Raw genomic sequence first — 24,957 nt, 5'->3', positions numbered from 1 at the left:
TTCCGACCTGCAACTGCGCCCACTGGCCACGGCGAGCGACTACGACCATTAGTATGTATGGGGTATTCGGCTTGATGAAGAAAGGCAACTGACAGTGACTCTCTCCCCAGAACAGCAGGCACTCACGGTGCGCAACTACCCGGCGGACTGGACGGAGACCGACACGCGCGCGGTCGACCTTGCCCGCGTGCTGGCCGCAGACGCCGTAGAGAACTGCGGCTCGGGCCACCCCGGCACGGCAATGAGCCTGGCGCCGCTGGCGTACACCCTCTACCAGCGAGTGCTGCGCCACGATCCGCAGGACGTGCACTGGGTAGGTAGGGATCGCTTCGTGCTTTCTGCAGGCCACTCCTCCCTGACCCAATACATTCAGCTGTACCTGGGCGGCTTCGGCCTGGAGCTGGAGGATCTGCAGGCACTGCGCACCTGGAACTCCAAGACCCCGGGCCACCCGGAGGTTCACCACACCGATGGCGTGGAGATCACCACCGGCCCGCTGGGCCAGGGCCTGGCATCCGCGGTGGGCATGGCAATGGCCTCCCGCCGCGAACGCGCCCTGTTCGATCCGCAGACACCGGCCGGCGAGTCCCCCTTCGACCACTTCATCTACGTCATCGCCTCTGACGGCGACGTGCAGGAGGGCGTGACCTCCGAAGCTTCCTCCCTGGCGGGAACCCAGCAGCTGGGCAACCTCATCGTCTTCTGGGACGACAACGGAATCTCCATCGAGGACCAGACCGAGATCGCCTTCACCGAGGATGTCTCCGCGCGCTACGCCGCATACGGCTGGCAGACCCTCGAGGTCACCGGTGAGGATGTCGAGGGCATCCTGGACGCTGTCGAGCGCGCCAAGGCCGAGACTTCCCGCCCCACCTTCATCCGCCTGCGCAGCGTTATCGCCTACCCCGCCCCGACGAAGATGGATACCGGCGCTTCCCACGGCGCTGCCCTCGGCGCGGAGGAGATCACGGGCATCAAGCAGGCCCTGGACTTCCCGGACGAGCCGTTCCCGGTCGAGGACAACGTAATCGCCCACACCCGCGGTCTGATCGATCGTGGCGCGGAGGCACACAAGCAGTGGCAGGTTCTTTTTGACGCCTGGGCGGAGAACAACCCGGAGAACAAGGCTCTGTTCGACCGTCTGTACTCCCGCGAACTTCCGGAGGACTTCGACGCCGAGGTTCCCAGCTGGGAGGCCGGCGAGTCCCTGGCTACCCGCAAGGCTTCGGAGGCCACCCTGCAGGCTCTAGGTAAGACCCTGCCGGAGCTGTGGGGTGGTTCCGCCGACCTGGCTGGCTCCACCAACACCATCATCAAGGGCTCCCCGAGCTTCGGCCCGGAGGCCATCAGCACCCGTAACTTCACCGCGGAGCCGGGCGGCCGCAACCTGCACTTCGGTATCCGCGAACACGGCATGGTCGCCATCCTGAACGGCATCGCCCTGCACGGCCCGACCCGCCCGTACGGCGCAACGTTCCTGCAGTTCTCCGACTACGCCCGCGGTGCGGTGCGCCTGGGTGCACTGATGAAGTCGGATGTTTACCACGTGTGGACGCACGACTCCATCGGCCTGGGTGAGGACGGCCCCACCCACCAGCCGGTCGAGCACCTGGCCTCCCTGCGCGCCATCCCCCACCTGGCGGTTATCCGCCCGGCGGACGCCAACGAGACCGCTGCCGGCTGGGTGGCTGCCCTGCAGGCCGAGGAGTCCCCGAAGGCTCTGGTCTTGACCCGCCAGAACGTCCCCGTGCTGGAGGGAACCCAGGACAAGGCCGCCGAGGGCGTGGCCCGCGGCGGCTACGTGCTGGTCGAGGAATCGACGGACACTCCGGAGGTCATCCTGCTGGCCACTGGCTCCGAGGTACAGCTGGCCGTGGAGGCCGCCAAGGAGCTGGAGAGCCAGGGCGTGGGCACCCGCGTGGTTTCCATGCCGGTCATGGAGTGGTTCCTCGAGCAGGATGCCCAGTACCAGGAGCAGGTCCTGCCGAGCGACGTAACGGCTCGCGTCTCCGTCGAGGCCAGTGTCTCCATGCCGTGGCACCGCTTCGTCGGCCTGAACGGGCGCACCGTTTCCCTGGAGCACTACGGCGCTTCGGCTGACTACCAGACTCTCTACCGCGAGTTCGGCATCACTTCCGAGGCAGTCGTCGCCGCTGCGCACGACTCCATCGCGGCGAACAAGTAAGCCCCACCTGAGCTAACCCCAACCCCACCCCAAGGACTGATTCCTTACATGAGCACCCCCGCCAACATCGACGCACTTGCACAAGCCGGCACCTCCGTGTGGCTGGACGACCTGTCCCGCGACCGCCTGCGCACCGGCAACCTCGCTGAGGTCATTGAGAACAAGGGCGTGGTCGGCGTGACCACGAACCCGGCCATCTTCGCCAACGCGATGTCCCAGGGTACGGCTTACGACGAGCAGCTCCGCGAGCTCGCCGCCGCTGGCACTCCGGCTGGCAGCGCGGTGTTCGAGATGGCGGCGGACGACGTGGCGGACGCCTGCGACGTCTTCCTGCCCATTTACGAGAAGACCGATGGTGTGGACGGCCGAGTCTCCCTCGAGGTGGATCCGCGCCTGGCCAACGAGCGCGAGGCCACCGTCACACAGGCCAAGGAGCTGGCTGCGAAGGTGGGGCGCGAGAACCTGATGATCAAGATCCCCGCCACGCAGGAATGCCTGCCCGCCATCACCGACGTGCTGGCCGAGGGAATCAACGTGAACGTGACCCTGATCTTCTCCGTCAGCCGCTACATCCAGGTGATGGAGGCATTCATTGCCGGTATTTCCCGTGCCGCTGAGGCCGGCAAGGACCTCACCAAGATCCACTCCGTGGCCAGCTTCTTCGTCTCCCGCGTGGACACCGAAATCGACAAGCGCCTGGATGGCATCGGCACCGACGAGGCCAAGCAGCTCAAGGGCAAGGCCGGCGTGGCCAACGCGCAGCTGGCCTACGCCGCCTTCGAGGAGCGCCTGCTCAACAACCGCGACTGGACCGCACTTGCCGATAAGGGAGCGCACGTTCAGCGACCACTGTGGGCGTCCACCTCAGTAAAGAACCCCGAGTACCCAGACACTCTGTACGTGACCGAGCTGGCCGGACCGTACACCGTGAACACGATGCCGGAGAACACCCTGGACGCAACGATCGACCACGGCGAGATCCACGGCGATTCCCTCAGCGGCACCGCGGAGGACGCGCGCGAATTGTTCGCCCGGTTGGATACGGTCGGCGTGAACCTGGCCGAGGTATGGACCGTGCTGGAGGACGAGGGCGTGGAAAAGTTCGTGGACTCCTGGAACGAGCTGCTGGACACCCTTTCCGCGCAGCTAGAAGCCAAGTAGCTCAATCAGCTCGAGCGGCACTCACCCACCCACCAACCAAGGAAAATAGGACTTTAGACAAGTGCAACTTCCCTTTTCCGCCGAGGAATGGCGCAACCCGCTGCGCGACGAATTGGATAAGCGCCTGCCGCGCATTGCCGGTCCCTGCGGCCTGGTGATCTTCGGCGTAACCGGCGACCTGGCGCGCAAGAAGCTGCTACCCGCCGTGTACGACCTAGCTAACCGTGGACTGCTGCCGCCCGGCTTCAGCCTGATCGGCTACGGTCGCCGCGACTGGTCGAAGGAGCAGTTCGAGGAGCAGGTCCTGGAGTGCGTCAAGGAGCACGCGCGCACCCCGTGGCGCCAGAACGTGTGGGATCGCCTCGCCGAGGGTATCTTCTTCGTCACCGGCGACTTCACCACTGATTCTGCTTTTGACGCCCTCGCGGAGAAAACCCGGGAGATCGACAACGAGCGCGGTACCGCGGGCAACTGGGCTTATTACCTGTCCGTCCCGCCGGACCACTTCCCCAGCGTGTGCCACCAACTCGAGCGTTCCGGGCTGGCCAAGCCGGATCCGGAGCTGGGAGAGCTGCACAACGGCTGGCGCCGCGTGGTCATCGAGAAGCCCTTCGGCCACGACGAGCAGTCGGCCCACGAGCTCAACGAAATCGTGAACAGCGTGTTCCCGGAATCCAGCGTGTTCCGCATTGACCACTACCTGGGCAAGGAGACGGTGCAGAACATCCTGGCACTGCGCTTCGCCAACCAGCTGTTCGACCCAATGTTCAATGCGCACTTCGTGGACCACGTGCAGATCACCATGGCCGAGGACATCGGCCTGGGCGGACGCGCTGGCTACTACGATGGCATCGGCGCCGCCCGCGACGTGATCCAGAACCACCTGCTGCAGTTGCTGGCTTTGGTCGCTATGGAAGAGCCGGTGACGTTCAACCCGGAGGAGCTGCAGGCAGAAAAGGTGAAGGTGCTGCGCGCAACAACCCCGGTGGGGCCTTTCGCGCAGACTACGGCGCGCGGGCAGTACACCTCCGGCTGGCAGGGTTCGATTCCGGTGAAGGGGCTGCGCCAAGAGGACGGCTTCGACCCGGAGTCCACCACGGAAACCTACGCCGCGGCTACCTTCGAGATCTCCTCCCGCCGCTGGGCCGGGGTGCCGTTCTACCTGCGCACCGGCAAGCGCCTGGGGCGCCGTGTGACGGAGATCGCTATTGTGTTCAAGGAGGCTCCACACCTGCCGTTCGGTCCGGGACAGACCACTGCCCAGGGTAATAACATGCTGGTCATCCGCGTGCAGCCCGAGGAGGGCGTGCTGGTGCGCTTCGGCTCTAAGGTTCCGGGCTCGGCCATGGAGGTCCGCGACGTGAACATGGACTTCAGCTACTCCGAGTCCTTTACCGAGGAATCCCCCGAGGCCTACGAGCGCCTGATCCTGGATGCCCTGTTGGACGAGGCGAGCCTGTTCCCCACCAACGAGGAAGTGGAGCTGTCCTGGAAGATCCTGGATCCGATCCTGGATCACTGGGCCCTCCACGGGCGCCCGGAAGACTACCCCGCCGGCACGTGGGGGCCGAAGGGCGCCGAAGAGATCCTGTCCCGGTCCGGGCGGCAGTGGCGTCGCCCCTAAAGCCGCCGTTCGTTCCTTCCCCACCTACCCCTCCGACCGCGCGAGGAGCGCTCACTAAACGCCCATGATCATCGACTTACCGAACACCAAGACTAAAGACATCGAGCGGCGCATCCGCGCGCTGCGTGAAGAACGCGGCGACGTCACGAGCGGGCGCGTGCTTACCCTCATCGTCGTGACCAGCGAGGACGATGACCTCGACCGCATTATCACCTCCACCCACGACGCCTCCCGCGAGCACCCCGCTCGCGTGATTGTGCTGGTTATGCATCGCAACGAAGAGTCCTTGCTGGACGCACAGCTGCGCATTGGCGGCGATGCCGGCGCCTCCGAGATCATCATCATGCACCTGCACGGCGAGCTGTCCGCCAACCGCGCCTCCGTGGTGACTCCCCTGCTGCTGCCCGACACCCCGATCGTGGCCTGGTGGCCCGGCACTGGCCCGCGCAACCCGGCCGCTGATCCCATCGGCGCGCTGGCGACCCGCCGCATCACCGACTCGCTGACGGACGAGGACGAGGACGCCCTCTACCGCCGCCGCATGACGTACACCCGCGGAGATTCGGATATGGTGTGGAGCCGCATCACCCTGTGGCGTGGGCTCCTGGCCTCGGCGTTGGATCAGCCGCCGCACCACCCTATCGTGTCCGCTGAGGTGTGGGGGCCAAAGCACGACCCGTCCGTGGACATCGCCGCCGGCTGGTTGGCCGAGCGCCTGGATGTGCCGTTGACCAGGCACGTTACGGTCGATGGGCGCTATGACGAGGACGCGGAGGGCAATCGCCTGATCTCTATCGAAAAGGCTGTACTGTACCGCCAGGTGGGAGCCATTGAGGTTGAGGTTATTGACGCCAACACGGTATCGCTGACCGTCGGCGACCAGAAGTCCATGGTCACCCTCGGCAGGCGTGCACTGGCTGATTGCCTGGCCGAGGAGCTGCGCCACCTGGACCCGGACTACGCCTTCGGGCATGCCCTCCGCGGCCTGGTGCGGGTGAACCGGCCCGACCGCGGTCCCCGCACGTCACAGTATCGTGGTGTGCAAACCCCCGAGCCGCGAGAGGACAAGCTGGACCGCTGGACCTCCCGCGATGCCCGCGAAACCTATAACGCCTTCGATGGTCAGGAGTCTCTACGATGAAGCCCACGCAGAATAACCGCCGCACCGCTGTTGTCAGCGACAAGACAGGGGTGGAGCTGCGTCCCCGCGACAACAAGCAGGACCTGGCAACCGCCGCAGCCCGCGAGTTCATCAACACCGTGGCGGAACTGCAGCGCACCGGGGACACCGTGACGGGCGACGGCATCGTCCGCGTGGTGCTAACCGGCGGCGGGGCGGGCATCGCCACTCTGGCGGAGATCGCCGCCCTGGATCACGCTGCGCAGCAGACGGCGGAGGACTTCCCCGTCACCGCGATCGACTGGTCCCAGGTATATGTTTTCTTCGGTGACGAGCGCTTCCTGGCTGCGGGCGACGCGGAGCGTAACGACAAGCAGGCCTTCGATGCCCTGCTGCGCCACGTGAACATCCCCTCTCTGAACGTGTTCCGTGTTCCGGCCTTGGCCGCCGGTGAGGAGGCCGACGGCCCGGCGCTGGATGCCGCCGCGGAGTTCTACGGCAAGACGGTGGATCAGGTGGCTCCCGAGGGCTTCGACATCCACCTGCTGGGAATGGGGCCGGAGGGGCACATCAACTCGCTGTTCCCGCATACGGACGCGCTACTGCACGCCGAGGGTTCGGTGGTTGCGGTGCGCGAGTGCCCGAAGCCCCCGGCAGAGCGCATCAGCCTGACCATGCAGGCGGTCAACCGCTCCCGGCAGGTGTGGCTGCTAGTCAGCGGTGAGGAAAAGAAAGAAGCTGCGGGCCAGGTGTTTAACGGCGGCAATGGCGCCGAATGGCCCGCAGCTTTGGCCTCCGGTACGAAGGCGACGCTGCTGTGGGTTGACGAGGCCGCCAACCCACTGCTTTAAGTTGTTTAAACGGTCGTCTGGCCTTCTAGGCCAGGCCGTAGTGCAGAACCAGGTTCAGGCCGATTAGGGCCAGCAGCCAGATCACTGCGGTGCCCACGGTCAGGCGATCCAGGTTCTTCTCCGCCACGGTGGAACCGGACAGGTTGGACTGCATGCCGCCACCGAACAGGCTGGACAGGCCGCCGCCCTTACCCTTGTGCAGCAACACGGAAAGGCCCATCAGCAAGCTGGTAATAACCAGGATGATCTGCAGCGTTAGGATCAATGCCCTACCCTCAACTCTTCTTTTGAAATCGACTTACTAAAACGTTCAATTAACACCACGAATTTACCCGCTATAAGCCCCGCGTGACAACCTGCCACGCGGGATGCGGCGTTCTAGTCCCCTTGCCAGCTCGAGTTATCTAACCCGAGTTGCGCAGCGCGGTGGCCAAACCGTTCATCGTCAGCTGGATGCCCGAACGCACGCTATCGGAATCGTCGCCGGCGCGGAAGCGGCGCAGCAGCTCCACCTGCAGCAGGTTCAGCGGAACCAGGTACGGGAAGCGGTTGCGCACGGAGCTGACCAGCTCCGGGTTGTCCGCCAGCAGGGTTTCCCGCTCGGTGATCTGCAGGAACATCTCCACGGTCAGCTTGTATTCCTCGACGATCACGTCGAAGATGCGCTCCGCCGCCTCCCTATCGCCCACTAGCTCGGAGTACAGCTGCGCGATGGAAAGGTCCGCCTTAGACATCACCTGGGCCATATTAGAAAGCACCGAGTCGAAGAAGGGCCAGCGCCTGTGGAGCTCCCGCAGGTAGTTGAGGCGCGAGGTGGCGTCACCAGAAACAGAGGAACCATCCTCGATCCAACGCTTCAGGGCACTGCCCACGCCGAACCAACCGGGCAGCATCACGCGCGACTGTGACCAGCTGAGCACCCACGGGATGGCGCGCAGATCCGAGACCGCGGTGGTTTGCTTGCGCGAGGAGGGGCGGGAGCCGATGTTCAGGCTGCCGATCTCCGCCAGCGGCGTGGAGGTGGTGAAATACTCGATGAAGCCCGGGTCCTCGTGCATCAGCGCAGAGTAAGCCTTCCTAGACTCCTCCGCGATCTGCCGCATGGTCTCGAAGGCCACGTCGGGGTCGTCGAGGTCGTCGACGGGCAGCAGGCTGGCCTCCAAGGTCGCGGCAACGAGAGCCTCCAGGTTGCGGGAGGCGTTGGCGGGGTCGCCGTACTTGGCGGAGATGATCTCGCCCTGCTCGGTGATGCGCACCGCACCCTGCACCGCGCCCTTCGGCTGCGCCAGGATCGCGTCGTAGGAAGGACCGCCGCCGCGGCCGACGGTGCCGCCACGCCCGTGGAACAGGCGCAGGAACAGCCCGGCCTCGCGGGAGGCTTCGACCAGCGCCAACTCCGCGTCGTAGAGCGCCCAGTTGGCGGCGAAGTAGCCCCCGTCCTTGTTGGAATCGGAGTAGCCCAGCATGATCTCCTGGATATCTCCGCGCCCGGCTACGTAGTTGCGGTACAGCGGCAACTGCCAGAGCTGGCGCATGATGTCCGCACCACCGGCAAGGTCGTCGATGGTCTCGAACAGCGGAATGATGTCCACGGATCCTTGCGGGTGCTCGCCGTTCGCCTGGATAAGCCCGACTTCCTTGAGCAGGATCATCGGCTCGATCACGTCGGAGACGGACGAGGCCATAGAGATGATGCAGTGCGGCACCACCTCCGCGCCGAACTTCTTGGCAGCCTTCGCGGCGGCGCGGAAGATGCCGAGCTCGCGGGCGGTCTCTTCCGACCATTCGGCCTCCGGGTCGGCAAGGGGGCGCGGGCTGGCCAGCTCTGTCAGCAGCAGCTCCACCTTCGCGTCCTCGTCCAACTCGGCATAGCTCTCCGCCACTCCCGCGCGGGCGAAGACTTCCGTCAGCACGTTCTCGAAGCTCTCGGAGTTCTGGCGCAGATCCAGCGAGTACAGGTTGAAGCCGAAGGTCTCTACGGCCTCCCGCAGGTCCGCCAGGGTGTGGTCGGCCAGCAGGTCGTCCATGGAGTGACGCAGAGCCTCGTCGACCGTGTCGATGTCCGCCAACAACTCCGCCGGATTTGCATAGGGCTCGTGGCCCTTGTGGATGCCTCCGGAGACCACCGGCTCTCCCAGGGTGTGCTTGGCCGTGGCAGCCACGCGCCCACGCATACCGTGGAGGGCGCGGCGGAAGGGCTCGTCTACGCGGGAAGGCACGTCGTTGCGCCCACGGTCGGCCAGCTGCTCCAGCGCTTCGGTCGTGTCAATGAACTTGGAGGACAAGCTGAGCTCGTGCTCCAGCGCGTAGATAGTCTTCTGGTAGTGGTCGAAGATAGTGCGCGCGGCGAAGGTCGTGGCTATGCCCACCGTTTCCGCCGTCACGTACGGGTTGCCGTCGTGGTCACCGCCGATCCACGAACCGGGGCGCACTACCGCGGTGCGGGGCACCACGTCTCCGTACTGCTCCTTCATGTGCTCGTTCACGCGGCGGTTGATGGCCGGTATCTCGCTGAGCAGGCTGATGCCGTAGTAGCGCAGCCCCACCTTGATCTCGTCCTCGATGCGCGGACGCACGCTGCGGATCAGGGACGTCTGCCACAGCAGCGTCATCCGGCGGCGGATCACCAACTCGATCTCGGCCAGCTGACGGGCCGAACGCACCGAATCGGGGTTAAGCTTCAGCTCCTTGAGCACACGTGCGCGGCGGCGCATCATCTTCATGATGTCGGTCTGCACGTCGAACACGGTCCGCCGGCGAGTTTCCGTCGGGTGCGCCGTCAAAACGGGTGCTACCAGAGCGTTCGCCATGGTCTCCGCGACCTTCTCCTCCGGCACCTCACGGTTGTGCAGCTCCTGCCAGGTGTAGGCCAGTGTGGAGCGCGGCGCGGTGTTGCCGCGATCCTCCTCGAGGTCACGCACCCGCTCGACGTACAGGTCTTCCGCCAGGTTCGCCATCAACGCGAAGTGGGAGAACGCGCGGATGACCGGCAGTGCCTTTTCAGTCGGCAGCTTGTTGAACTGCTCGGCGAGCTCCTCGATAGGCATTTCGCCGTAACGCAGGTCGAAAGCCGCGCTGCGGGTGTTTTCGATCAGGTTGAAGGTGTAGTCACCCTCCTGCTCGCGGATCACCTCGCCCAAGATGCGACCCAGGTAGCGGGTATCGTCCCGCACCGTCGGGCTGATCTCAGGGTGGGCGATCTCTTCGGGAGCGACGGGAATTGCGGTGCCGCGGATCGTGTCTTTGCTCATCTCTATCGCTTCTTAGGCGGTTGCCTTAGCTGCTGCGGCAGCCAGGCGGGCGAAGTCTTCGCCGTCTAGTGACGCCCCGCCGACCAGACCACCGTCGACGTCAGGCTGGCTGACCAGCTCTCCGACGGAATCGGTCTTCACGGAACCGCCATAGAGGATGCGGATGCCACCTGCAACCTCCTCGCCCGCCAGCTCTGCGACGAGCTCGCGAATGGCGCGGCAGACCTCCTGCGCGTCCTCGGCGGAGGCAACCTTGCCGGTGCCGATGGCCCACACCGGCTCGTAGGCGATGACCGTCTTGGCGAGATCCTCTGCGGACAGGCCGGCCAGGGAGGCCTTGGTCTGCTCCTTGACGAAATCTACGTGCTCGCCCTTTTCGCGGACGTCCAGCTGCTCGCCGACGCACACGATGGGCTGCAGCTCGTTGTCTAGCGCGGCGCGTGCCTTGGCGGCCACTACCTCGTCGGTCTCTCCGTGGTACTGGCGGCGCTCCGAGTGGCCAACGATGGCCCAGGTGCAGCCGAGCTTCTGCAGCATCGCGCCGGAGACCTCACCGGTGTAGGCGCCGGAGGCGTGCTGGGAAACATCCTGGCCGCCGTAGGTGATGGCCAGCTTGTCTCCGTCGACCAGGGTCTGCACGGAGCGGATGTCGGTAAACGGCGGGATGAAGGCCACGTCAACGGACTCGTAGTATTCCTTCGGCAGGGCGAAGACGAACTTCTGGACAACCTGCATGGCCTCCAGGTGGTTCAGGTTCATCTTCCAGTTGCCGGCGATAAGGGGCTTGCGTGCGGTCATGAAAGTCTATGCCTCTCTAGTTCTTTCTAGATGGTTGCTGCGCGAGCAGCTGGTTCGTTTTGCAAACGTGGGGGGCTTGCTTAGCTCTCCAGGACGGAAACGCCCGGCAGCTCCTTGCCCTCCAGGAACTCCAGGGAGGCGCCGCCGCCGGTGGAGATGTGGGAGAAGCCCTCCTCATCCAGCCCCAGGGTGCGCACAGCTGCGGCCGAGTCGCCGCCGCCGACGACCGAGAATGCACCGGCAGCGGTGGCGTCAATAATTGCCTGAGCAACACCGCGCGTACCCTCAGCGAAGGCAGGGAACTCGAAGACGCCCATGGGGCCGTTCCAGAAGACGGTCTTGGACTTCGAGAGAACCTCGGCGAAAGTCTTAACGGACTCCGGGCCGATGTCCAGGCCCATCCAGCCCTCGGGGATGGAGTTCAGGTCGACGGTGCGGTGGTCAGCATCCTTGTCGAAGCGTTCTGCGACCACAACGTCGGTGGGCAGCGCGATGACGTCGCCGAAACGCTCCAGCAGGTCCTTGCAGGTATCGATCATGTCTTCCTGCAGCAGGGAGCCGCCGACCTCGTAGCCCTTGGCTGCGAGGAAAGTGAAGCACATGCCGCCGCCGATGATGAGGTTGTCCACGCGCGGAGCAAGTGCCTCGATGACGCCCAGCTTGTCGGAGACCTTGGAGCCACCCAGCACGACGGCGTAGGGCTTCTCCGGAGCTTCCGATACCTTGCGCAGCACGTTGAGCTCGGCCTCCACCAGGCCACCAGCGTAGTGCGGGAGCTTCTTGGCCACGTCGTAGACAGAAGCCTGCTTGCGGTGAACCACGCCGAAGCCGTCGGAGACAAAGGCGCCGTTGTCACCGGTCAGTGCAGCCAGCTCGCCGGCGAACTCGGTGCGCTCGGTTTCGTCTTTGGAGGTCTCGCGGGCGTCGAAGCGGACGTTTTCCAGAAGCAGAATGTCACCGTCGTCCAGGCCGTTGGCGCGCTCGTGGGCATCCTCGCCCGTGACGTCGGTGGCCAGCGGTACCCACTGGTCCAGGCGCTCGGCCAGAGCCTCGGCGACAGGGGCCAGGGAGAACTCGTCCTTGAACTCGCCCTTCGGGCGGCCCAGGTGTGCGGAGACGACTACGCGGGCGCCGGCTTCCAGCAAAGCCTTCAGCGTCGGGACGGAGGCATCGATGCGACCCGGGTCGGTGATGTTGCCGTCGGACAGCGGGACGTTCAGGTCAGCACGGACCAGGACATGGCGACCCTGTACGCCCTCGTTGATCAGATCTTGAACGGTCTTGATGGCCATGGGAAGCTCCTTAAATTTTCTGCTGGGGTTAAATCTTTTGGGTTAAAGCGGGTTTGTATGAATAAGAGAAAACGGGTCGACTCGATCGGCGCGACGCGCTAACGTGCGGCGATCGGAGCCGAACCCGTCATTGTCCTAAATCGTCCTAAACGGACTTTCGGCCGGTAAGCGACTTAGAGGCGCTCGCCGACGTAGGTGGCCAGGTCGACCAGGCGGCAGGAGTAGCCCCACTCGTTGTCGTACCAGGAGACAACCTTGACCTGGTTGTCGATGACCTTGGTCAGGCCGGAGTCGAAGACGGAGGAGTGCGGGTCGCCGACGATGTCGGTGGAGACCAGCGGAGCGTCGTCGGAGTACTTAGCGATGCCCTTCAGCTCGTTCTCGGCAGCCTTCTTCAGCGCAGCGTTAACGGCCTCGACGGTGACCGGCTTCTCAGCCTCGAAGGTCAGGTCGGTCAGGGAGCCGGTGATAACCGGAACGCGGACTGCGTAGCCGTCCAGCTTGCCCTTCAGCTGCGGCAGAACCAGGGAAACGGCCTTAGCTGCACCGGTGGAGGTCGGAACCAGGTTCACGGCTGCGGCGCGGGCGCGGCGCAGGTCCTTGTGCGGAGCGTCGTGCAGGCGCTGGTCGCCGGTGTAAGCGTGGACGGTGGTCATCAGGCCCTTGACGATGCCGAACTCCTCGTCCAGAGTCTTGGCCAGCGGAGCCAGGCAGTTGGTGGTGCAGGATGCGTTGGAGATGATGTGGTGGTTCTCCGGGTCGTAATCGGTGTGGTTAACACCGACGACGAAGGTTGCGTCCTCGTTCTTCGCCGGAGCGGAGATGATGACCTTCTTGGCGCCGGCCTCGATGTGAGCCTTGGCAGCCTCAGCGTCGGTGAAGAAGCCAGTGGACTCGATAACGATGTCCGCGCCCAGCTCGCCCCACTTCAGGTTCTTCGGCTCGCGCTCAGCGGAAACGGCGATGCGCTTGCCGTCGACGGTGATGGACTCGTCGTCGTACTCGACCTCTGCGTCCAAGCGACCCATCACGGAGTCATTCTTCAGCAGTACGGACAGGGTCTTGTTGTCGGTCAGGTCGTTGATACCGACGACCTCGATGTCAGCGCCCTGGGAACGGATAGCGCGGAAGAAGTTACGGCCGATGCGGCCAAAGCCGTTAATGCCAACACGGATAGTCATAAGTTGATCTCCTAAACAGAGCGTCTACATTTACCTCGATCTAGACGCCAAGGCCCACGGCTTTATAAACCAAGCCCTCGACCCTCACGCCGACACCTCCGAGAGTACCTGCGCCCCACCAGCTTCGCAGCGATTACTAACCCCCCTTTGGGACGGGGGGGGGTACTAGTCGACGTCGTTAAACAGCTCCGAGGTCACCGCGGAGTGCGTATCCGGCAGCCCCAGCTCCTCAGCGCGCTTGTCCGCCATAGAAAGCAGTCGGCGGATGCGACCCGCCACCGCGTCCTTCGTCATCGGCGGCTCCGCCAGGCGGCCGAGCTCCTCCAAGGAGGCCTCCTTGTGCTCAACACGCAGTTGGCCGGCCTGGGCCAGGTGCTGAGGAACGTCATTATCCAGGATCTTCAGGGCGCGCTCCACGCGGGCTGCAGCGGCGACGGCGGCACGCGCGCTGCGGCGCAGGTTAGCATCGTCGAAGTTGGCCAACCGGTTGGCCTTGGCTCGGTTCTCCCGGGTGCGGCGCTGCTTCTCCCACACCTCACGGGTGTCCTGGGCGCCCATCAGCATTAGCAACCGCCCGATAGAATCGCCGTCGCGAATCACCACGCGGTTGACTCCCCGGGCCTCCTTAGTCTTGGCTGTCACGTCGATGCGGCGGGCAGCGCCCACCAGCGCCAAGGCAGCTTCGTTGGAGGGCGTCTGCACCTCCAGTGCCGAGGATCGGCCCGGGTCGGTGATGTAGCCGTGGGCCAGGAAGGCGCCGCGCCAGGCCGCCACGCATTGGTCCTTGGTACCGCCGATGATGAACCGCGGCAGGCCGCGAACGGGCCGCCCCACGCGGTCAATCAGTTCGGTACGGCGGGCCAGCTCCATGCCGCCTTCAGTCCAGCGCAACACGTGACGTGGGCGGCGGCGCAGGTTACCCGCGCCGATGATCTGGTGCTCCGGCTCGATCTTGAACAGCTGCTCGACCATGTCGGTCAGCCGCCGGGCGGTTTCCACCGAGTCGACTTCGGACTCCACTACGATCTTCTTGCCCACCAGGTGCAGGGCGGCCGTGTAGCGCAGCAGGCTGGCGACCTCGGCGGTCATTACGTCGTGGCGGGCCACCAAAACTCGGTTTAGCTCTGCCTTCACATCAGCCGTCAGTGCCACGGGCTTCCCTTCTTTTTGTTTCTTTTGGCTCTTGTATCCCGATTGGTCGTACGCATCTAGTGCTCAAAGCATCTGATTATAGCTGGGAAAGCTATTCCCGCTCTGGCAGGTCCTTCACTCCTCCGGATACTTCCTGCAACACAGCGGCAAGCTTCGCCGGGTTGTGTCGGTCGGTCCAGCGTCCCCGGTTGTCGTCCTCCCGCACGTCGCGGTAGATGACCTTGGCGCCTAATGCTGCTGCGGCTCTATCGATATGACGCCGAGTGCTGGCCACTGGCATCGTTGACAGATCGACGATGACAACGTCAATCTGCAGGCTCGGGCAGTGCTGACGCACCATATGGATGTGATGTTCGAGGGACATGCCCGCGGTCTCCCCCGGTTCCGGAACTAGGTTCAGTACCAGGGCCTTGACGGCTTTTGTCTGATTCAGGGCGTCCACGATCTCCGGCACCAGCAGGTGTGGGATGACACTCGAGAACCAGGAGCCCGGCCCCATGGATACCAGGTCGGCATTGCGGATCGCCTCCACGGCTTCCTTCGATGCCGGCGGGTTCTCTGGGTACAGTTTTACGCGGCGCACTTCGCCGAGGGTGGAGGCAACCGCCACCTGGCCGCGGACGGCCACGACCTCGCGGGGGTCCTCTTCCAGCCCCAGCACCTCGGCCTCGAGGTCCAGCGGCTCGTTGCTCATGGGGATCACGCGCCCCTCGATGCCTAGCAGGCGGCCGATCTCGTCGAGGGCTTCCATCTCGCTGCCCATCACCTGGGCCAGGCCGGTGATGAGGAAGTTGCCGAGCGCGTGGCCCTTCAGCGCCCCGGAGCCTCCGAAGCGATGCTGAAGGACTTCCTCCCACATGCGCCCACGCTCATTGTCACGGGTCAATGCCGCCAGAGCCATACGCAGGTCTCCCGGCGGAAGCGATCCCAACTCGCGGCGGATCCGGCCGGACGAGCCGCCGTCGTCGGCAACCGTCACGATGGCGGAAACGTAGTCGGCAATGGTGCGCGCCGAACGCAGCGTGTTGAACAGCCCGTGCCCGCCGCCGAGGCAGGCGATGTTCGCAATGGGCTTGCCGGGCTTCTCGGAAGTACTCATGGTTAGTCTCCGATCCCCTTCCCTAACGTTCCAGATCCCGGTGGGACAGGTTTACCAGCACCCCGTCGTCGGCCAGGCTGCGGGTTAGTTCCTCGACGATTGCCACGCTGCGGTGGTGCCCACCCGTGCAGCCGATGGCCACGGAGACGAAGAATTTGCCCTCCTTGCGATAGCCCGGCAGCACCGAATGGATGAGCCCGACGATGTGGTCGAGGAACGCTTGCGCGCCTGGCTGCGACAGCACGAAGTCAGAGACGGGGGCGTCAATACCTTTAAAGGGCCGCAGCTCCGGATCCCAGTAAGGGTTCGGCAAAAAGCGAGCATCCAGCAACATGTCGATGTCCTTCGGCGGACCGTGCTTGAAGCCGAAGCTCTGCACGTTGATGCGGACGCTCGAGTGGTCGGCTGCGGCGAAGAACTTCTCCAGCTCCCGGCGCAGGTCGTGGATGCTGCGATTGGTGGTATCTAGCACAATGTCGGCGCGCTCACGGATGCTGGTCAGCATCTCGCGCTCTCGGTCGATGCCGTCCTGCAACGTGCCCTTCTGCTGCAGCGGGTGGGTGCGGCGAACCGCGTCGAAACGAGCGATCAGCGCCTCGTCGGTGGCATCCAGGTACAGCACCGTCGGGCGCCGGCCCCCGGTGTGCAAGTCGTGCAGCACGCTGGTGAGGTTGCCGGCGAATTCGCGGGAGCGCACGTCGGTGACGATCGCCAGCTTCTCGATCGGCGAATCATCAGAGAAACTGAGCTCGACCATACGCACAATGAGCTCGGGCGGGAGGTTGTCGGCGACGTACCACCCGAGCTCCTCCAGGGCTGCGGCGGTGGCTCGACGCCCCGCCCCGGACATGCCCGTAATCAGGATCAAACTGGGCTCTTGCTGCGTTGATGCGCTCATGTCCCCGATCCTACTCAGCATTCAGCGCGTCGTGAATGAGTTGCGCCAACTTGGGGCCAAAGCCCGGCAGGGCGGCGATGTCCTCCACGCTGGCTTCCTTGACCCTCGCCACGGAGCCGAACTCCTTGACCAGCTGCTTGCGGCGCTTAGGCCCCAGACCCGGAATGTCGTCCAGCTTGCTGCGGCGCATGCGGGCGCTGCGCTGCTGGCGGTGGAACGTGATGGCGAAGCGGTGCGCCTCGTCGCGCAGATTCTGCACAAGGTACAGCGCGGGAGAATTGCGGGGCACGATGATCGGGTACTCCTCCCCCGGCACCCAGATCTCCTCCAGGCGCTTGGCGATACCCACCAGAGTGACGTCGTTGACGCCCAACTCGTCGAGAACCTCCTGGGCGGCGTTTACCTGTGGCAGGCCGCCGTCGACGATGAAAAGCTGCGGTGGGTAGGCGAACTTGCGCTTCTCCGTGGCTGGGTCTGTGCCCTCCGCGGAGTTGTCTTCCAACTCGGTCTCGCCCTCCAGCAGATCGCCCGCATCGTCGCCCGCAGGCACTGCGGACTTGTCCTGCTGATAGCGCTTAAATCGTCTCCGCACGACCTCCGCGATGCTGGCGACGTCGTCGGAATGCCCGTCGCCCGCTGCGTCGCGGATCTTGTACCGGCGGTAGTCGGCCTTCTTCGGCAGGCCGTCCTCGAAGACCACCAGACTGGCCACCACGTCGGTGCCCTGGATATGGGAGATGTCGGTGCACTCGATGCGCAGCGGGGATTCGTCCATCCACAGTGCTTCCTGCAGTTCCTTGAGCGCCGCCGAGCGGGCCGTGATGTCGCCTGCCCGTTTCAGCTTGTGCTGCGCCAGCGCCTGCGTGGCATTCGTCTCCGCGGTGGTCATCAGCGCCTTCTTGTCGCCGCGCTGCGGCACGCGGATCTGCACATTGGAGCCGCGCAGGCTCGTCAACCACGCCGCCAGGTCGTCGGCATCGTCCGGCATCGCGTGAACCAGAATCTCGCGGGGCACGGGTGTTACCTGCACGTCACCCACCAGGTCGCCCAAGTCCTGTGCGGCGGCCGGGTTGATGGCGCGCGCCAGGTCCCGATTCACCTCTGGGCCGGATGCACCACCCACCTGAGTCTCCGTCGCCTTCGCCAGCTCCGCGGTCTCGCCGTAGAACTGGGTGATGAAGTCCGCGACCAGCTTCTCCTCGCTTAAGTCTTCGCGCTCGACCACCCAGCCGCGCTGGCCGTGGATGCGCCCGCCGCGGACGTGGAAGATCTGCACCGCGGCCTCCAGCTCGTCGGCCACGAAGGCGATGAGGTCTGCGTCCGTGTTGTCGGAGAACACCACCGCCTGCCGCTCCATGGATTTCTGCATGGCCTGCAGCTGGTCACGTAAGGATGCGGCGCGTTCAAAGTCCAGGTTCTCGCTGGCCTGCTCCATCTCCTTGCGCACCCTGCGCAGCACGGGCTCGGTGTTGCCCGCCAGGAAGCTGGAGAACTGATCCACCAGCGCGCGGTGATCCTCCGGGGTGATCTTGCCGACGCACGGGGCACTACAGCGATCGATGTAGCCCAGTAGGCAGGGTCTTCCCAATGCTTCGTGACGCCTATAGACCCCAGCCGAGCACGTTCTGATCGGAAACACGCGCGTCAGCGACTCGAGGGTCTCTCGGATCGCCCACGCCTTGGGGTATGGCCCGAAGTAACGCACGCCCTTGCGCCGGGGCCCGCGGTACATGAATGCGCGCGGGATCTGCTCCTTCACGCTGATCGCCAGCATGGGATAGGTCTTGTCGTCCCGATACATCACGTTGAACCGGGGGTTGAAGCGCTTGATCCAGGTGTATTCCAGGTTCAGCGCTTCCAGCTCGCTGGAAACAACCGTCCACTGCACGTGGTTGGCGGACTGCACCATCGCCCGGGTGCGCGGGTGCAACTGGTCGAGATCCTGGAAATAGTTGGACAGCCGGGCGCGTAGGTTCTTGGCCTTGCCGACGTAAATGACGCGCTCGTGGGCGTCCCGAAAGGTATATACCCCCGGGTCGGTGGGGATGCTGCCGGGCTCGGGGCGGTAGGAAACGCTAGTCATCGAAAGGCATGTAGCGATCCTCCAGCTGGCGGAAGTCCTCTACACGCTGGGCGATCAGCTGCTTGTCGTAGATGTTCAGCGCCATCATCGGCACGAACTCAAAGTCGGGCAGTTCCAGGCGCGCCCACTTGGCCTCTTGCGGGAAGGACAGCCCGTGGATGATCTCCCACGGGTAGAACTGTCCGTTCACGATGTTGCGCACCTCCACGCCCTCACTGTTCACCTTGACGTGCGGGCGCAGCAGGGATAGCGCTACGAAAGAGAAGACCAGGCCGATGCCGATGAACCCCCATTGATCGGCCTTCGTCACCGTCACGCCGGTATCGCCCACAGCCACGACGATGGCCATGAAGATGTGCACCGCCATGATCAGCACGACCAGAATCCACGCCAGCTTCTTTAGGAAGGGCGAGGATACTTCCAGCTCCCAATTCTCCTTATCGCTCACGGCAATCCACCCTACTCTGTCCGGGGTGGTAGCCCCTAAACGCCACGCTCGATCTGGCGTAGCACCAGAGCGGTGTGGATAGCGGCGACTGCCGCGTCGCGCCCCTTGTCCTCTTTCGCATCGACGCCACCCGCACGGTCCACCGCCTGCTCATGGGTATCGACGGTCAGCACGCCGTTGCCGACGGGTGTGCCCGAGTCCATGCCCGCGCGCGTCAGGCCGTAGGTAACGGCATCGCAGACCACGCGGAAGTGCTCGGTCTCCCCCTGGATTACGCAGCCGTTCGCCACTACGGCGTCAAAACGCTTACATGCTGCGGCGACGGCAACCGGCAGCTCCAGTGCCCCGGCGACCCGCCACTCCGAGACCTGCGCCCCGGCTTCCTTGGCGGCGGCGATCGAGTGCTCGTGCAGCTGGTCGGTGATATCGGCATTCCAGGATGCGCTGATGACGGCCACGGTCATGCCATAGGCAGAACCGGCCTTGAGCTGGACGTCGGCGACTCCGTTGTGTGCCACGGTGCGGGGCTCCTTCTATCTTCTAGCGTGTTCTAGTCCAGGGTATCGAGTTGGTGGCCCATGCGGTCGCGTTTCGTGCGCAGGTACACCACATTGTCCTCGTTGGCGTTGAGCTCCACCGGGATGCGCTTGGTCACGTCCACGCCGTGGCTGGCCAGGTCGTGGATCTTGTCCGGGTTGTTAGAGATCAGCGCGACCGAATGAACCTGCAGGTCCTTGAGGATCTGCGCGGCGGCGCTGTACTCGCGGGCGTCTACCGGAAGACCCTGCTCCAGGTTTGCGTCGACGGTGTCCAGGCCCTCGTCCTGCAGCACGTAGGCGCGCAGCTTCGGCAGTAGCCCGATGCCCCGCCCTTCGTGGCCGCGCAGGTAGATGACCACTCCCCGCCCCTTGGCCTCGATGTAGTCCAGGGCAGCGGAAAGCTGGTCCCCGCAGTCGCAGCGACGGGAACCGAAGACGTCGCCGGTCAGGCACTCGGAGTGCACGCGCACCGGAACTGGCTCCTCGCTGCCAGTGCTGACTGCGCTCACATCGCCCTTGACCAGAGCCACGTGCTCCGTGCCGTCGATGATGTTGACGTAGCCGATGGCCCGGAAGTTGCCGTGAACGGTCGGCAGGCGGGTTTCCACGGCGCGCTCGAGGGTCTGGGTGTGGTGGCGGCGCCAGTCCTGCAGCTGCTCGATGCTGATCAGCGCCAGGTCGTGCTCGTCTGCGAAGCGGCGCAGCTCCGGCAGGCGGGCCATGGTCGTGGGATCTTCCTTAGAGACGATCTCGCACAGCGCGCCGGCGGGCGCCAGGTTCGCCGCGCGGGCCAGATCCACCGCGGCCTCGGTGTGGCCCTGGCGCACGAGCACGCCTCCGCGCTTGGCGCGCAGCGGCACCACGTGGCCGGGACGGTTAAAGGTGGCGACGGTGGACGTAGGGTCGGCCAGCAGGCGCACGGTGCGGGCACGGTCGGTGGCGCTGATGCCGGTGTCCACGCCCTCGGCGGCGTCCACAGTGACGGTGTAGGCCGTACCGCGGACGTCCTCGTTGCGGGCCACCATCGGCGGCAGACCCAGGCGGTCGCAGTCGGCGCTATCCATTCCCACGCAGACATAGCCAGAGCTGTGGCGCACCATGAAGGCCATCAGCTCCGGGGTGGCCAGCTCCGCGGCGAAGATGAGGTCGCCCTCGTTTTCCCGGTCTTCGTCGTCGACGACCACCACGGCCTTGCCCGCCGCGATGTCGGCGATGGCGCGCTCCACGGAATCCAGTTTGATGTCTTGGGGTTCGCTATTTTCGCTCGTGCTCATTGGTGCCCTTTATGCCTTGTACTGATCTTCCTGCGCGCCGTGCTGTGCCAGCCGCTCGACGTACTTTGCCAGCACGTCGCATTCCACATTCACCGTATCGCCCGGGTTCAGATCCCCCAGCATCGTGTCCGCCAGGGTGGTCGGGATCAGGGAGACCTCGAACCACGCCTCACTTGAGCCAGACCCGCCTGCTTCGGCTACCTCCGCCACGGTCAGCGACGTGCCGTTGATCGCCACGGAACCCTTCTTCGCCACGTAGCGCGCCAGTTGGGGATCCTCCAGCTGGAAGCGGAACACCTCCCAGTGCTCCGAGGGGCGGCGCTCCTGCAAGGTCGCGGTGCCGTCCACGTGCCCCTGCACGATGTGCCCGCCGAAGCGCTGGCCGCTGGCCATGGCGCGCTCCACGTTCACCCGGTCGCCGACAGAAACGCTGCCCAGCGCGCTGTAGTCCAGAGTCACCTGCATCACGTCGGCGGTGAACTCCTCGGGCGAAAGCTCGGCCACGGTCAGGCACACGCCGTTGATTGCGATGGAATCGCCGCGCTTGGCGTCCTCCAGTACACCCGGAGCCGTGAAGCGCATCCTTAAAGCATCCCCGGCTTCTTCAATCGCGGCTACCCGCCCGACCTCCTCGATGATTCCGGTGAACATACGCGCTCCTTAAATTTTGTGTATGTGATTACATACACATTATCCCACTGTGGGTTGATCCCAGTATCAGGGGGTATGGCCGGGCGCGGTCAGCGTCCAGCGCAGGTCTTGGCCGAAAACCTGCAGCTCACGCGGGACGAAGCGCCGGATGTCCCCGATCGTTTGGCCGAGGCTGTTCTCGCTATCGCTTAGTGACGCCACCCCCGCTCCCAATACTGCCGGGGCAGCGTAGTACTGAACCTCGTCCACTACGCCGGCTTTCACGAAGGCTGCGGCTACCTGAGCTCCGCCTTCCACCAGTAGGGTGCGTACGTCGCGCTTCCGGAGCTCCGCCAGCACCGCGTGGACGTCGCGGGTATGCAGGTGGAGGGCACGCCCGGGCGTGGCGAACACCGCCGCGTCCGCGGGAATGTCGCTAATCCCCATGATCACCCGCAGCGGCTGCAGCTCCTCGGGGAAGGGTCGCCCGTCGGCATCGCGGGCGGTCAGCCGCGGGTTATCCGCCACAATGGTTCCGGTGCCCACCAGGATCGCGTCGCGGCGCGTCCTATCCTCGTGTACTGCCACTCGCGCCGGCTCGCCGGTGATCCACTGGCTGGTTCCATCCACGGCTGCCACCCGTCCATCCAGCGTGGAGGCCATCTTCAGGCACACGTGCGGGCGCTGCTGGGCCATGCATATCAACCAGGGCTCCACGCTGTACACCTCCGACCACGCGGGCAGTATCGCCGCGTCGCTGGTCGTGGGGTTCGGCAGGTAGGGGCCGTGAACCTCCACGCCCGCGGCGCGGAGCGTGGCGGCGCCGCCCTCGGCGGTGGGGTTTGGATCCGCGAAGAGGAAATCCACCCGCCGGATACCGGCGCGGATGAGCGCCTCGGCGCACGGGCCGGTGCGACCAGTGTGGTTGCAGGGCTCCAGGGTGACGATCGCCCGACCACCCCGGGCCTTCTCGCCGGCCTGCTCCAGGGCGACGACCTCCGCATGCGCGCCGCCGGGGGCCTGCGTGAACCCGCGTCCCACCACCTGCCCAGAGGGATCCTCGATCACCGCGCCCACCGGCGGGTTCGGGCTGGCTAGCTGGGCAGCTTGCCAGCCGAGACTGTGGGCGTCAGAAAAAAGAGAAAGATCCATAGAGCTACTTGGCGCTGGCGCGGATCTCATCGACCGCCGCGGCGGGGTCCGGCTTGCCAAACACACTGGAGCCAGCGACGAACACGTCCACGCCCGCGGCGGCGGACTCGGCGGCGGTCTCAGCCCCAATGCCACCGTCGATCTCGATGAGGGTATCCAGGCCGTCGGCATCGATTCGGCTGCGCAGCTTGCGGACCTTGTCCAGCACCTCGGGCATGAACTTCTGGCCGCCGAAGCCGGGTTCCACACTCATGACGAGCACGAGGTCGAAGCGATCCAGGTGGTCCAACAGCGGCTCCACCGGGGTGTTGGGCTTGATGGAGATGCCCGCCATCGTGCCGTGACCGCGCAGCTTATCGGCCAGGGCGATCGCGGTATCGACGTCCGCAACGGCCTCCAAGTGGAAGGTCACGGAGTGAAAATCGTCGGCGTAGTCCTCCGCCCACTTCTCGGGGTTCTCGATCATGAGGTGCACGTCTAGGTGCTTGTCCGTGTGCGGCAGCAGGGACTTGGCCACGGGCAGGCCGAAGGAAAGGTTCGGGACGAAGTGATTGTCCATCACGTCGATGTGCAGCCAGTCGGCGTTCGGCACGCGGGCAACCTCTTGGGCAAGGTTGGCGAAGTCGGCGGCGAGGATGGACGGGGCGATCAGCGGGGTGCGGGAATCGGACATGGGTTGGGCTTTCTTGTTGTCGGACTATCGGCTTGTGTTTGTGCTGTTGTTGGCGGGGCGCAGGGCGGCGAAGAACATCGCGTCCGTGCCGTGGATGTGCGGCCAGAGCTGCACAAACGGCGCGGTCTGGGCAATGTTCGTCTCTGCCAGTTCGGGCAGGAACTCGGTGACGTCCAGGATCTCCGCGCCCGTGCGGGCTGCGACGGAGCGGACGACCTCCGAGGTTTCCTTGGGGTGCGGCGAGCAGGTGGAGTAGATCACCACGCCGCCGGGGGCGGTGGCCGCAAGGCCGCTGACCAGCAGCTCGCGCTGCAAAGTGACCAGAGGGGCGACGTCCTGCGGATCCTTTGTCCAGCGAGCCTCCGGGCGGCGGCGCAGCGCGCCCAGGCCGGAGCAGGGCGCGTCAATAAGCACGCGCGCGAAGCCGCCCTCCGGGGCATCCAGGTCGCCGATAGATTCCAGCTTCCGGCCGTCGCCGACATGCACGCGCACGGGCAGGTCGCGGGTCGTCTGCTCAATCAGCTTGGCGCGGTGATCTGCGATCTCGATTGCATCCACGGTGGCCTGCTCCGACATGGCCACTGAGGCGATGAAGGCGGTCTTGCCGCCGGGGCCGGCGCACAGGTCCAGCCAGCGGGCGGGCAGATTGTCGGCCACGGGAACGCGGGTGGTGGCCAGGCCGATCAGCTGGGAGCCTTCGTCCTGCACGCTGGCCATCCCCTCGCGCACAGGGGCGATTTCGCCTGGGGCGCCCTCGTCCAGGTACACCGCATAGGGAGAGAACTTGCCCTCCGTGCCGCCGGTGATCAGCGCCAGTTCCTCGCCGCTGATCTGCCCGGGGCGGGCGGCCAGGTGCACGATCGGGCGGGCGTCATCGGCAGCCAGGGTGCGCTCTAGATCGGCGCGGCCGGCATCAGTCGCGAGCTCCACGCCCAGCGCGTCGGCGAAGACCTCGGCGATCCACTCGGGGTGCGCATTGCGCAGGGCTAGGTCGGCCAGGCTGTCGCCGGGCGCCACGCGCTCAATCCATGTCTCTGGCTTCTTGCGGGTCAGCGCGCGCAGCACGCCATTGACGAACCCGGAGGCCTGGCCTGCTCCGAAGGCCTTCACCAACTCCACCGAGGTGTTCACCGCGGCGTGGTTTTCCACCCGCGTGCGCAGGATCTGATACGCGCCCAGTCGCAGGGCGTCCAGCGCCACCGAGTCGATCTTCTCGATCTTGCGGCCGGCCGCGTCTTCGATGATCGCGTCCAGCAACCCCCGCGCCCGCAGTGTGCCATAGGTTAGCTCGGTCGCAAATGCGGCGTCACGACCCTTGATGCCCGCCTCCCGCAGCGCCTTGGGCAGTGCGAGGTTGCCGAAGGCACCGTCGACCGTGACATCGCGCAGCACGCCGAAGACCACGTCGCGCACCTTGTCGCCGGAGCCCCGCGACCTGCTCTTTCGCTGCTTGTGCTCGGGCCGGCGCTGCTGGTAGCCCGTCGCCCTTTTGCGCTGTCCCTCGCCACTGCGAGCAGATTCGGAACGAGACCTGAAGCCTCCCATG

At 65.2% G+C, this 24,957-nt stretch carries 21 protein-coding genes; 5 read left to right on the top strand and 16 right to left on the bottom strand.

The genetic code is table 11. The annotated features are described in order from the left end of the window. The first annotated feature begins 94 nt into the window (after window positions 1-94). The 5 genes from tkt to pgl all read left to right on the top strand — a co-directional run bounded on the left by tkt (window position 95) and on the right by pgl (window position 6,941). The gene (tkt, locus tag JQ46_RS10260) at window positions 95-2,185 is read left to right on the top strand and encodes a transketolase (protein WP_034987990.1); all 2,091 of its coding nucleotides are present in this window, start codon (window positions 95-97) and stop codon (window positions 2,183-2,185) included. Window positions 2,186-2,233: 48 nt separating this feature from the next. Next, the gene (tal, locus tag JQ46_RS10255) at window positions 2,234-3,346 is read left to right on the top strand and encodes a transaldolase (RefSeq protein WP_034987988.1); all 1,113 of its coding nucleotides are present in this window, start codon (window positions 2,234-2,236) and stop codon (window positions 3,344-3,346) included. A gap of 61 nt (window positions 3,347-3,407) precedes the next feature. Next, window positions 3,408-4,970, top strand: a complete 1,563-nt coding sequence (gene zwf, locus JQ46_RS10250; RefSeq protein ID WP_034987986.1) for a glucose-6-phosphate dehydrogenase — start codon at window positions 3,408-3,410, stop codon at window positions 4,968-4,970. A 64-nt stretch (window positions 4,971-5,034) separates the two neighbouring features. Continuing rightward, window positions 5,035-6,111 carry a glucose-6-phosphate dehydrogenase assembly protein OpcA gene (locus JQ46_RS10245; RefSeq protein WP_034987985.1) on the top strand — a complete coding sequence of 359 codons (1,077 nt, stop codon included), beginning with the start codon at window positions 5,035-5,037 and terminating at the stop codon, window positions 6,109-6,111. Beyond that, window positions 6,108-6,941, top strand: a complete 834-nt coding sequence (gene pgl / locus JQ46_RS10240) for a 6-phosphogluconolactonase (RefSeq protein ID WP_011273573.1) — start codon at window positions 6,108-6,110, stop codon at window positions 6,939-6,941. Before JQ46_RS10245 ends, pgl begins: the two co-directional genes overlap by 4 nt. Window positions 6,942-6,966: 25 nt before the next feature. Here pgl and secG read toward each other — a convergent pair whose 3' ends face one another. The 16 genes from secG to JQ46_RS10160 form a co-directional block, all read right to left on the bottom strand. After that, window positions 6,967-7,206: a preprotein translocase subunit SecG gene (secG, locus tag JQ46_RS10235; RefSeq protein ID WP_034987982.1), complete on the bottom strand. Its 240-nt coding sequence runs from the start codon at window positions 7,204-7,206 to the stop codon at window positions 6,967-6,969. A 139-nt stretch (window positions 7,207-7,345) separates the two neighbouring features. Next, window positions 7,346-10,192 (bottom strand): phosphoenolpyruvate carboxylase, encoded by a 2,847-nt coding sequence (gene ppc, locus JQ46_RS10230; protein ID WP_034987979.1) that lies wholly within the window; start codon window positions 10,190-10,192, stop codon window positions 7,346-7,348. A gap of 12 nt (window positions 10,193-10,204) precedes the next feature. Beyond that, window positions 10,205-10,990, bottom strand: a complete 786-nt coding sequence (gene tpiA, locus JQ46_RS10225; RefSeq protein ID WP_034987976.1) for a triose-phosphate isomerase — start codon at window positions 10,988-10,990, stop codon at window positions 10,205-10,207. An 80-nt stretch (window positions 10,991-11,070) separates the two neighbouring features. Next, window positions 11,071-12,282 carry a phosphoglycerate kinase gene (locus tag JQ46_RS10220; RefSeq protein ID WP_034987974.1) on the bottom strand — a complete coding sequence of 404 codons (1,212 nt, stop codon included), beginning with the start codon at window positions 12,280-12,282 and terminating at the stop codon, window positions 11,071-11,073. 173 nt (window positions 12,283-12,455) lie between these two features. Continuing rightward, entirely contained in the window at window positions 12,456-13,463 is a 1,008-nt protein-coding gene (gene gap / locus JQ46_RS10215; RefSeq protein ID WP_005294824.1) for a type I glyceraldehyde-3-phosphate dehydrogenase, read from the bottom strand. 165 nt (window positions 13,464-13,628) lie between these two features. Continuing rightward, on the bottom strand, window positions 13,629-14,615 hold the full coding sequence (whiA, locus tag JQ46_RS10210) for a DNA-binding protein WhiA (protein ID WP_034987972.1): 987 nt from the start codon (window positions 14,613-14,615) through the stop codon (window positions 13,629-13,631). Between the two features lie 91 nt (window positions 14,616-14,706). Next, window positions 14,707-15,714: a gluconeogenesis factor YvcK family protein gene (locus JQ46_RS10205; RefSeq protein WP_005294829.1), complete on the bottom strand. Its 1,008-nt coding sequence runs from the start codon at window positions 15,712-15,714 to the stop codon at window positions 14,707-14,709. Between the two features lie 22 nt (window positions 15,715-15,736). Further along, window positions 15,737-16,612, bottom strand: coding sequence for an RNase adapter RapZ (rapZ, locus tag JQ46_RS10200; protein WP_034987970.1), 876 nt, complete (start codon window positions 16,610-16,612; stop codon window positions 15,737-15,739). Window positions 16,613-16,622: 10 nt separating this feature from the next. After that, on the bottom strand, window positions 16,623-18,695 hold the full coding sequence (gene uvrC / locus JQ46_RS10195) for an excinuclease ABC subunit UvrC (RefSeq protein ID WP_034987967.1): 2,073 nt from the start codon (window positions 18,693-18,695) through the stop codon (window positions 16,623-16,625). Continuing rightward, window positions 18,688-19,143: a PH domain-containing protein gene (locus JQ46_RS10190; protein WP_011273578.1), complete on the bottom strand. Its 456-nt coding sequence runs from the start codon at window positions 19,141-19,143 to the stop codon at window positions 18,688-18,690. The genes uvrC and JQ46_RS10190 overlap by 8 nt, the downstream gene beginning before the upstream one ends. A gap of 35 nt (window positions 19,144-19,178) precedes the next feature. Further along, on the bottom strand, window positions 19,179-19,607 hold the full coding sequence (gene ribH, locus JQ46_RS10185; protein WP_080561529.1) for a 6,7-dimethyl-8-ribityllumazine synthase: 429 nt from the start codon (window positions 19,605-19,607) through the stop codon (window positions 19,179-19,181). 86 nt (window positions 19,608-19,693) lie between these two features. Further along, window positions 19,694-20,956, bottom strand: a complete 1,263-nt coding sequence (locus JQ46_RS10180; protein WP_011273580.1) for a bifunctional 3,4-dihydroxy-2-butanone-4-phosphate synthase/GTP cyclohydrolase II — start codon at window positions 20,954-20,956, stop codon at window positions 19,694-19,696. A 9-nt stretch (window positions 20,957-20,965) separates the two neighbouring features. Next, window positions 20,966-21,607, bottom strand: coding sequence for a riboflavin synthase (locus tag JQ46_RS10175; RefSeq protein WP_011273581.1), 642 nt, complete (start codon window positions 21,605-21,607; stop codon window positions 20,966-20,968). Window positions 21,608-21,673: 66 nt separating this feature from the next. Next, entirely contained in the window at window positions 21,674-22,738 is a 1,065-nt protein-coding gene (gene ribD, locus JQ46_RS10170; protein WP_034987966.1) for a bifunctional diaminohydroxyphosphoribosylaminopyrimidine deaminase/5-amino-6-(5-phosphoribosylamino)uracil reductase RibD, read from the bottom strand. Window positions 22,739-22,742: 4 nt separating this feature from the next. Further along, window positions 22,743-23,411 (bottom strand): ribulose-phosphate 3-epimerase, encoded by a 669-nt coding sequence (rpe, locus tag JQ46_RS10165; RefSeq protein ID WP_011273583.1) that lies wholly within the window; start codon window positions 23,409-23,411, stop codon window positions 22,743-22,745. Between the two features lie 24 nt (window positions 23,412-23,435). Next, on the bottom strand, window positions 23,436-24,956 hold the full coding sequence (locus tag JQ46_RS10160) for an RsmB/NOP family class I SAM-dependent RNA methyltransferase (protein WP_034987963.1): 1,521 nt from the start codon (window positions 24,954-24,956) through the stop codon (window positions 23,436-23,438). Between the last annotated feature and the right edge of the window lies 1 nt (window position 24,957).

It is taken from the genome of Corynebacterium jeikeium, assembly GCF_000738175.1.
GTDB lineage: Bacteria > Actinomycetota > Actinomycetes > Mycobacteriales > Mycobacteriaceae > Corynebacterium > Corynebacterium jeikeium_C.
Note: the sequence above shows the minus strand (reverse complement) of the source record. Positions and strands in the feature narration are given on the sequence as shown.

Bases quoted from the DNA above. Each gene is read 5' to 3' on its own strand.
- rpe (WP_011273583.1), bottom strand. From the start codon at position 23,411: ATGTCCGATTCCCGCACCCCGCTGATCGCCCCGTCCATCCTCGCCGCC.
- JQ46_RS10205 (WP_005294829.1), bottom strand. From the start codon at position 15,714: ATGAGTACTTCCGAGAAGCCCGGCAAGCCCATTGCGAACATCGCCTGC.
- pgl (WP_011273573.1), top strand. From the start codon at position 6,108: ATGAAGCCCACGCAGAATAACCGCCGCACCGCTGTTGTCAGCGACAAG.
- ribD (WP_034987966.1), bottom strand. From the start codon at position 22,738: ATGGATCTTTCTCTTTTTTCTGACGCCCACAGTCTCGGCTGGCAAGCT.
- JQ46_RS10220 (WP_034987974.1), bottom strand. From the start codon at position 12,282: ATGGCCATCAAGACCGTTCAAGATCTGATCAACGAGGGCGTACAGGGT.
- tpiA (WP_034987976.1), bottom strand. From the start codon at position 10,990: ATGACCGCACGCAAGCCCCTTATCGCCGGCAACTGGAAGATGAACCTG.
- ribH (WP_080561529.1), bottom strand. From the start codon at position 19,607: ATGACCGTGGCCGTCATCAGCGCATCCTGGAATGCCGATATCACCGAC.
- tal (WP_034987988.1), top strand. From the start codon at position 2,234: ATGAGCACCCCCGCCAACATCGACGCACTTGCACAAGCCGGCACCTCC.
- JQ46_RS10180 (WP_011273580.1), bottom strand. From the start codon at position 20,956: ATGAGCACGAGCGAAAATAGCGAACCCCAAGACATCAAACTGGATTCC.
- JQ46_RS10175 (WP_011273581.1), bottom strand. From the start codon at position 21,607: ATGTTCACCGGAATCATCGAGGAGGTCGGGCGGGTAGCCGCGATTGAA.
- uvrC (WP_034987967.1), bottom strand. From the start codon at position 18,695: ATGACTAGCGTTTCCTACCGCCCCGAGCCCGGCAGCATCCCCACCGAC.
- JQ46_RS10245 (WP_034987985.1), top strand. From the start codon at position 5,035: ATGATCATCGACTTACCGAACACCAAGACTAAAGACATCGAGCGGCGC.
- gap (WP_005294824.1), bottom strand. From the start codon at position 13,463: ATGACTATCCGTGTTGGCATTAACGGCTTTGGCCGCATCGGCCGTAAC.
- ppc (WP_034987979.1), bottom strand. From the start codon at position 10,192: ATGAGCAAAGACACGATCCGCGGCACCGCAATTCCCGTCGCTCCCGAA.
- JQ46_RS10160 (WP_034987963.1), bottom strand. From the start codon at position 24,956: ATGGGAGGCTTCAGGTCTCGTTCCGAATCTGCTCGCAGTGGCGAGGGA.
- rapZ (WP_034987970.1), bottom strand. From the start codon at position 16,612: ATGAGCGCATCAACGCAGCAAGAGCCCAGTTTGATCCTGATTACGGGC.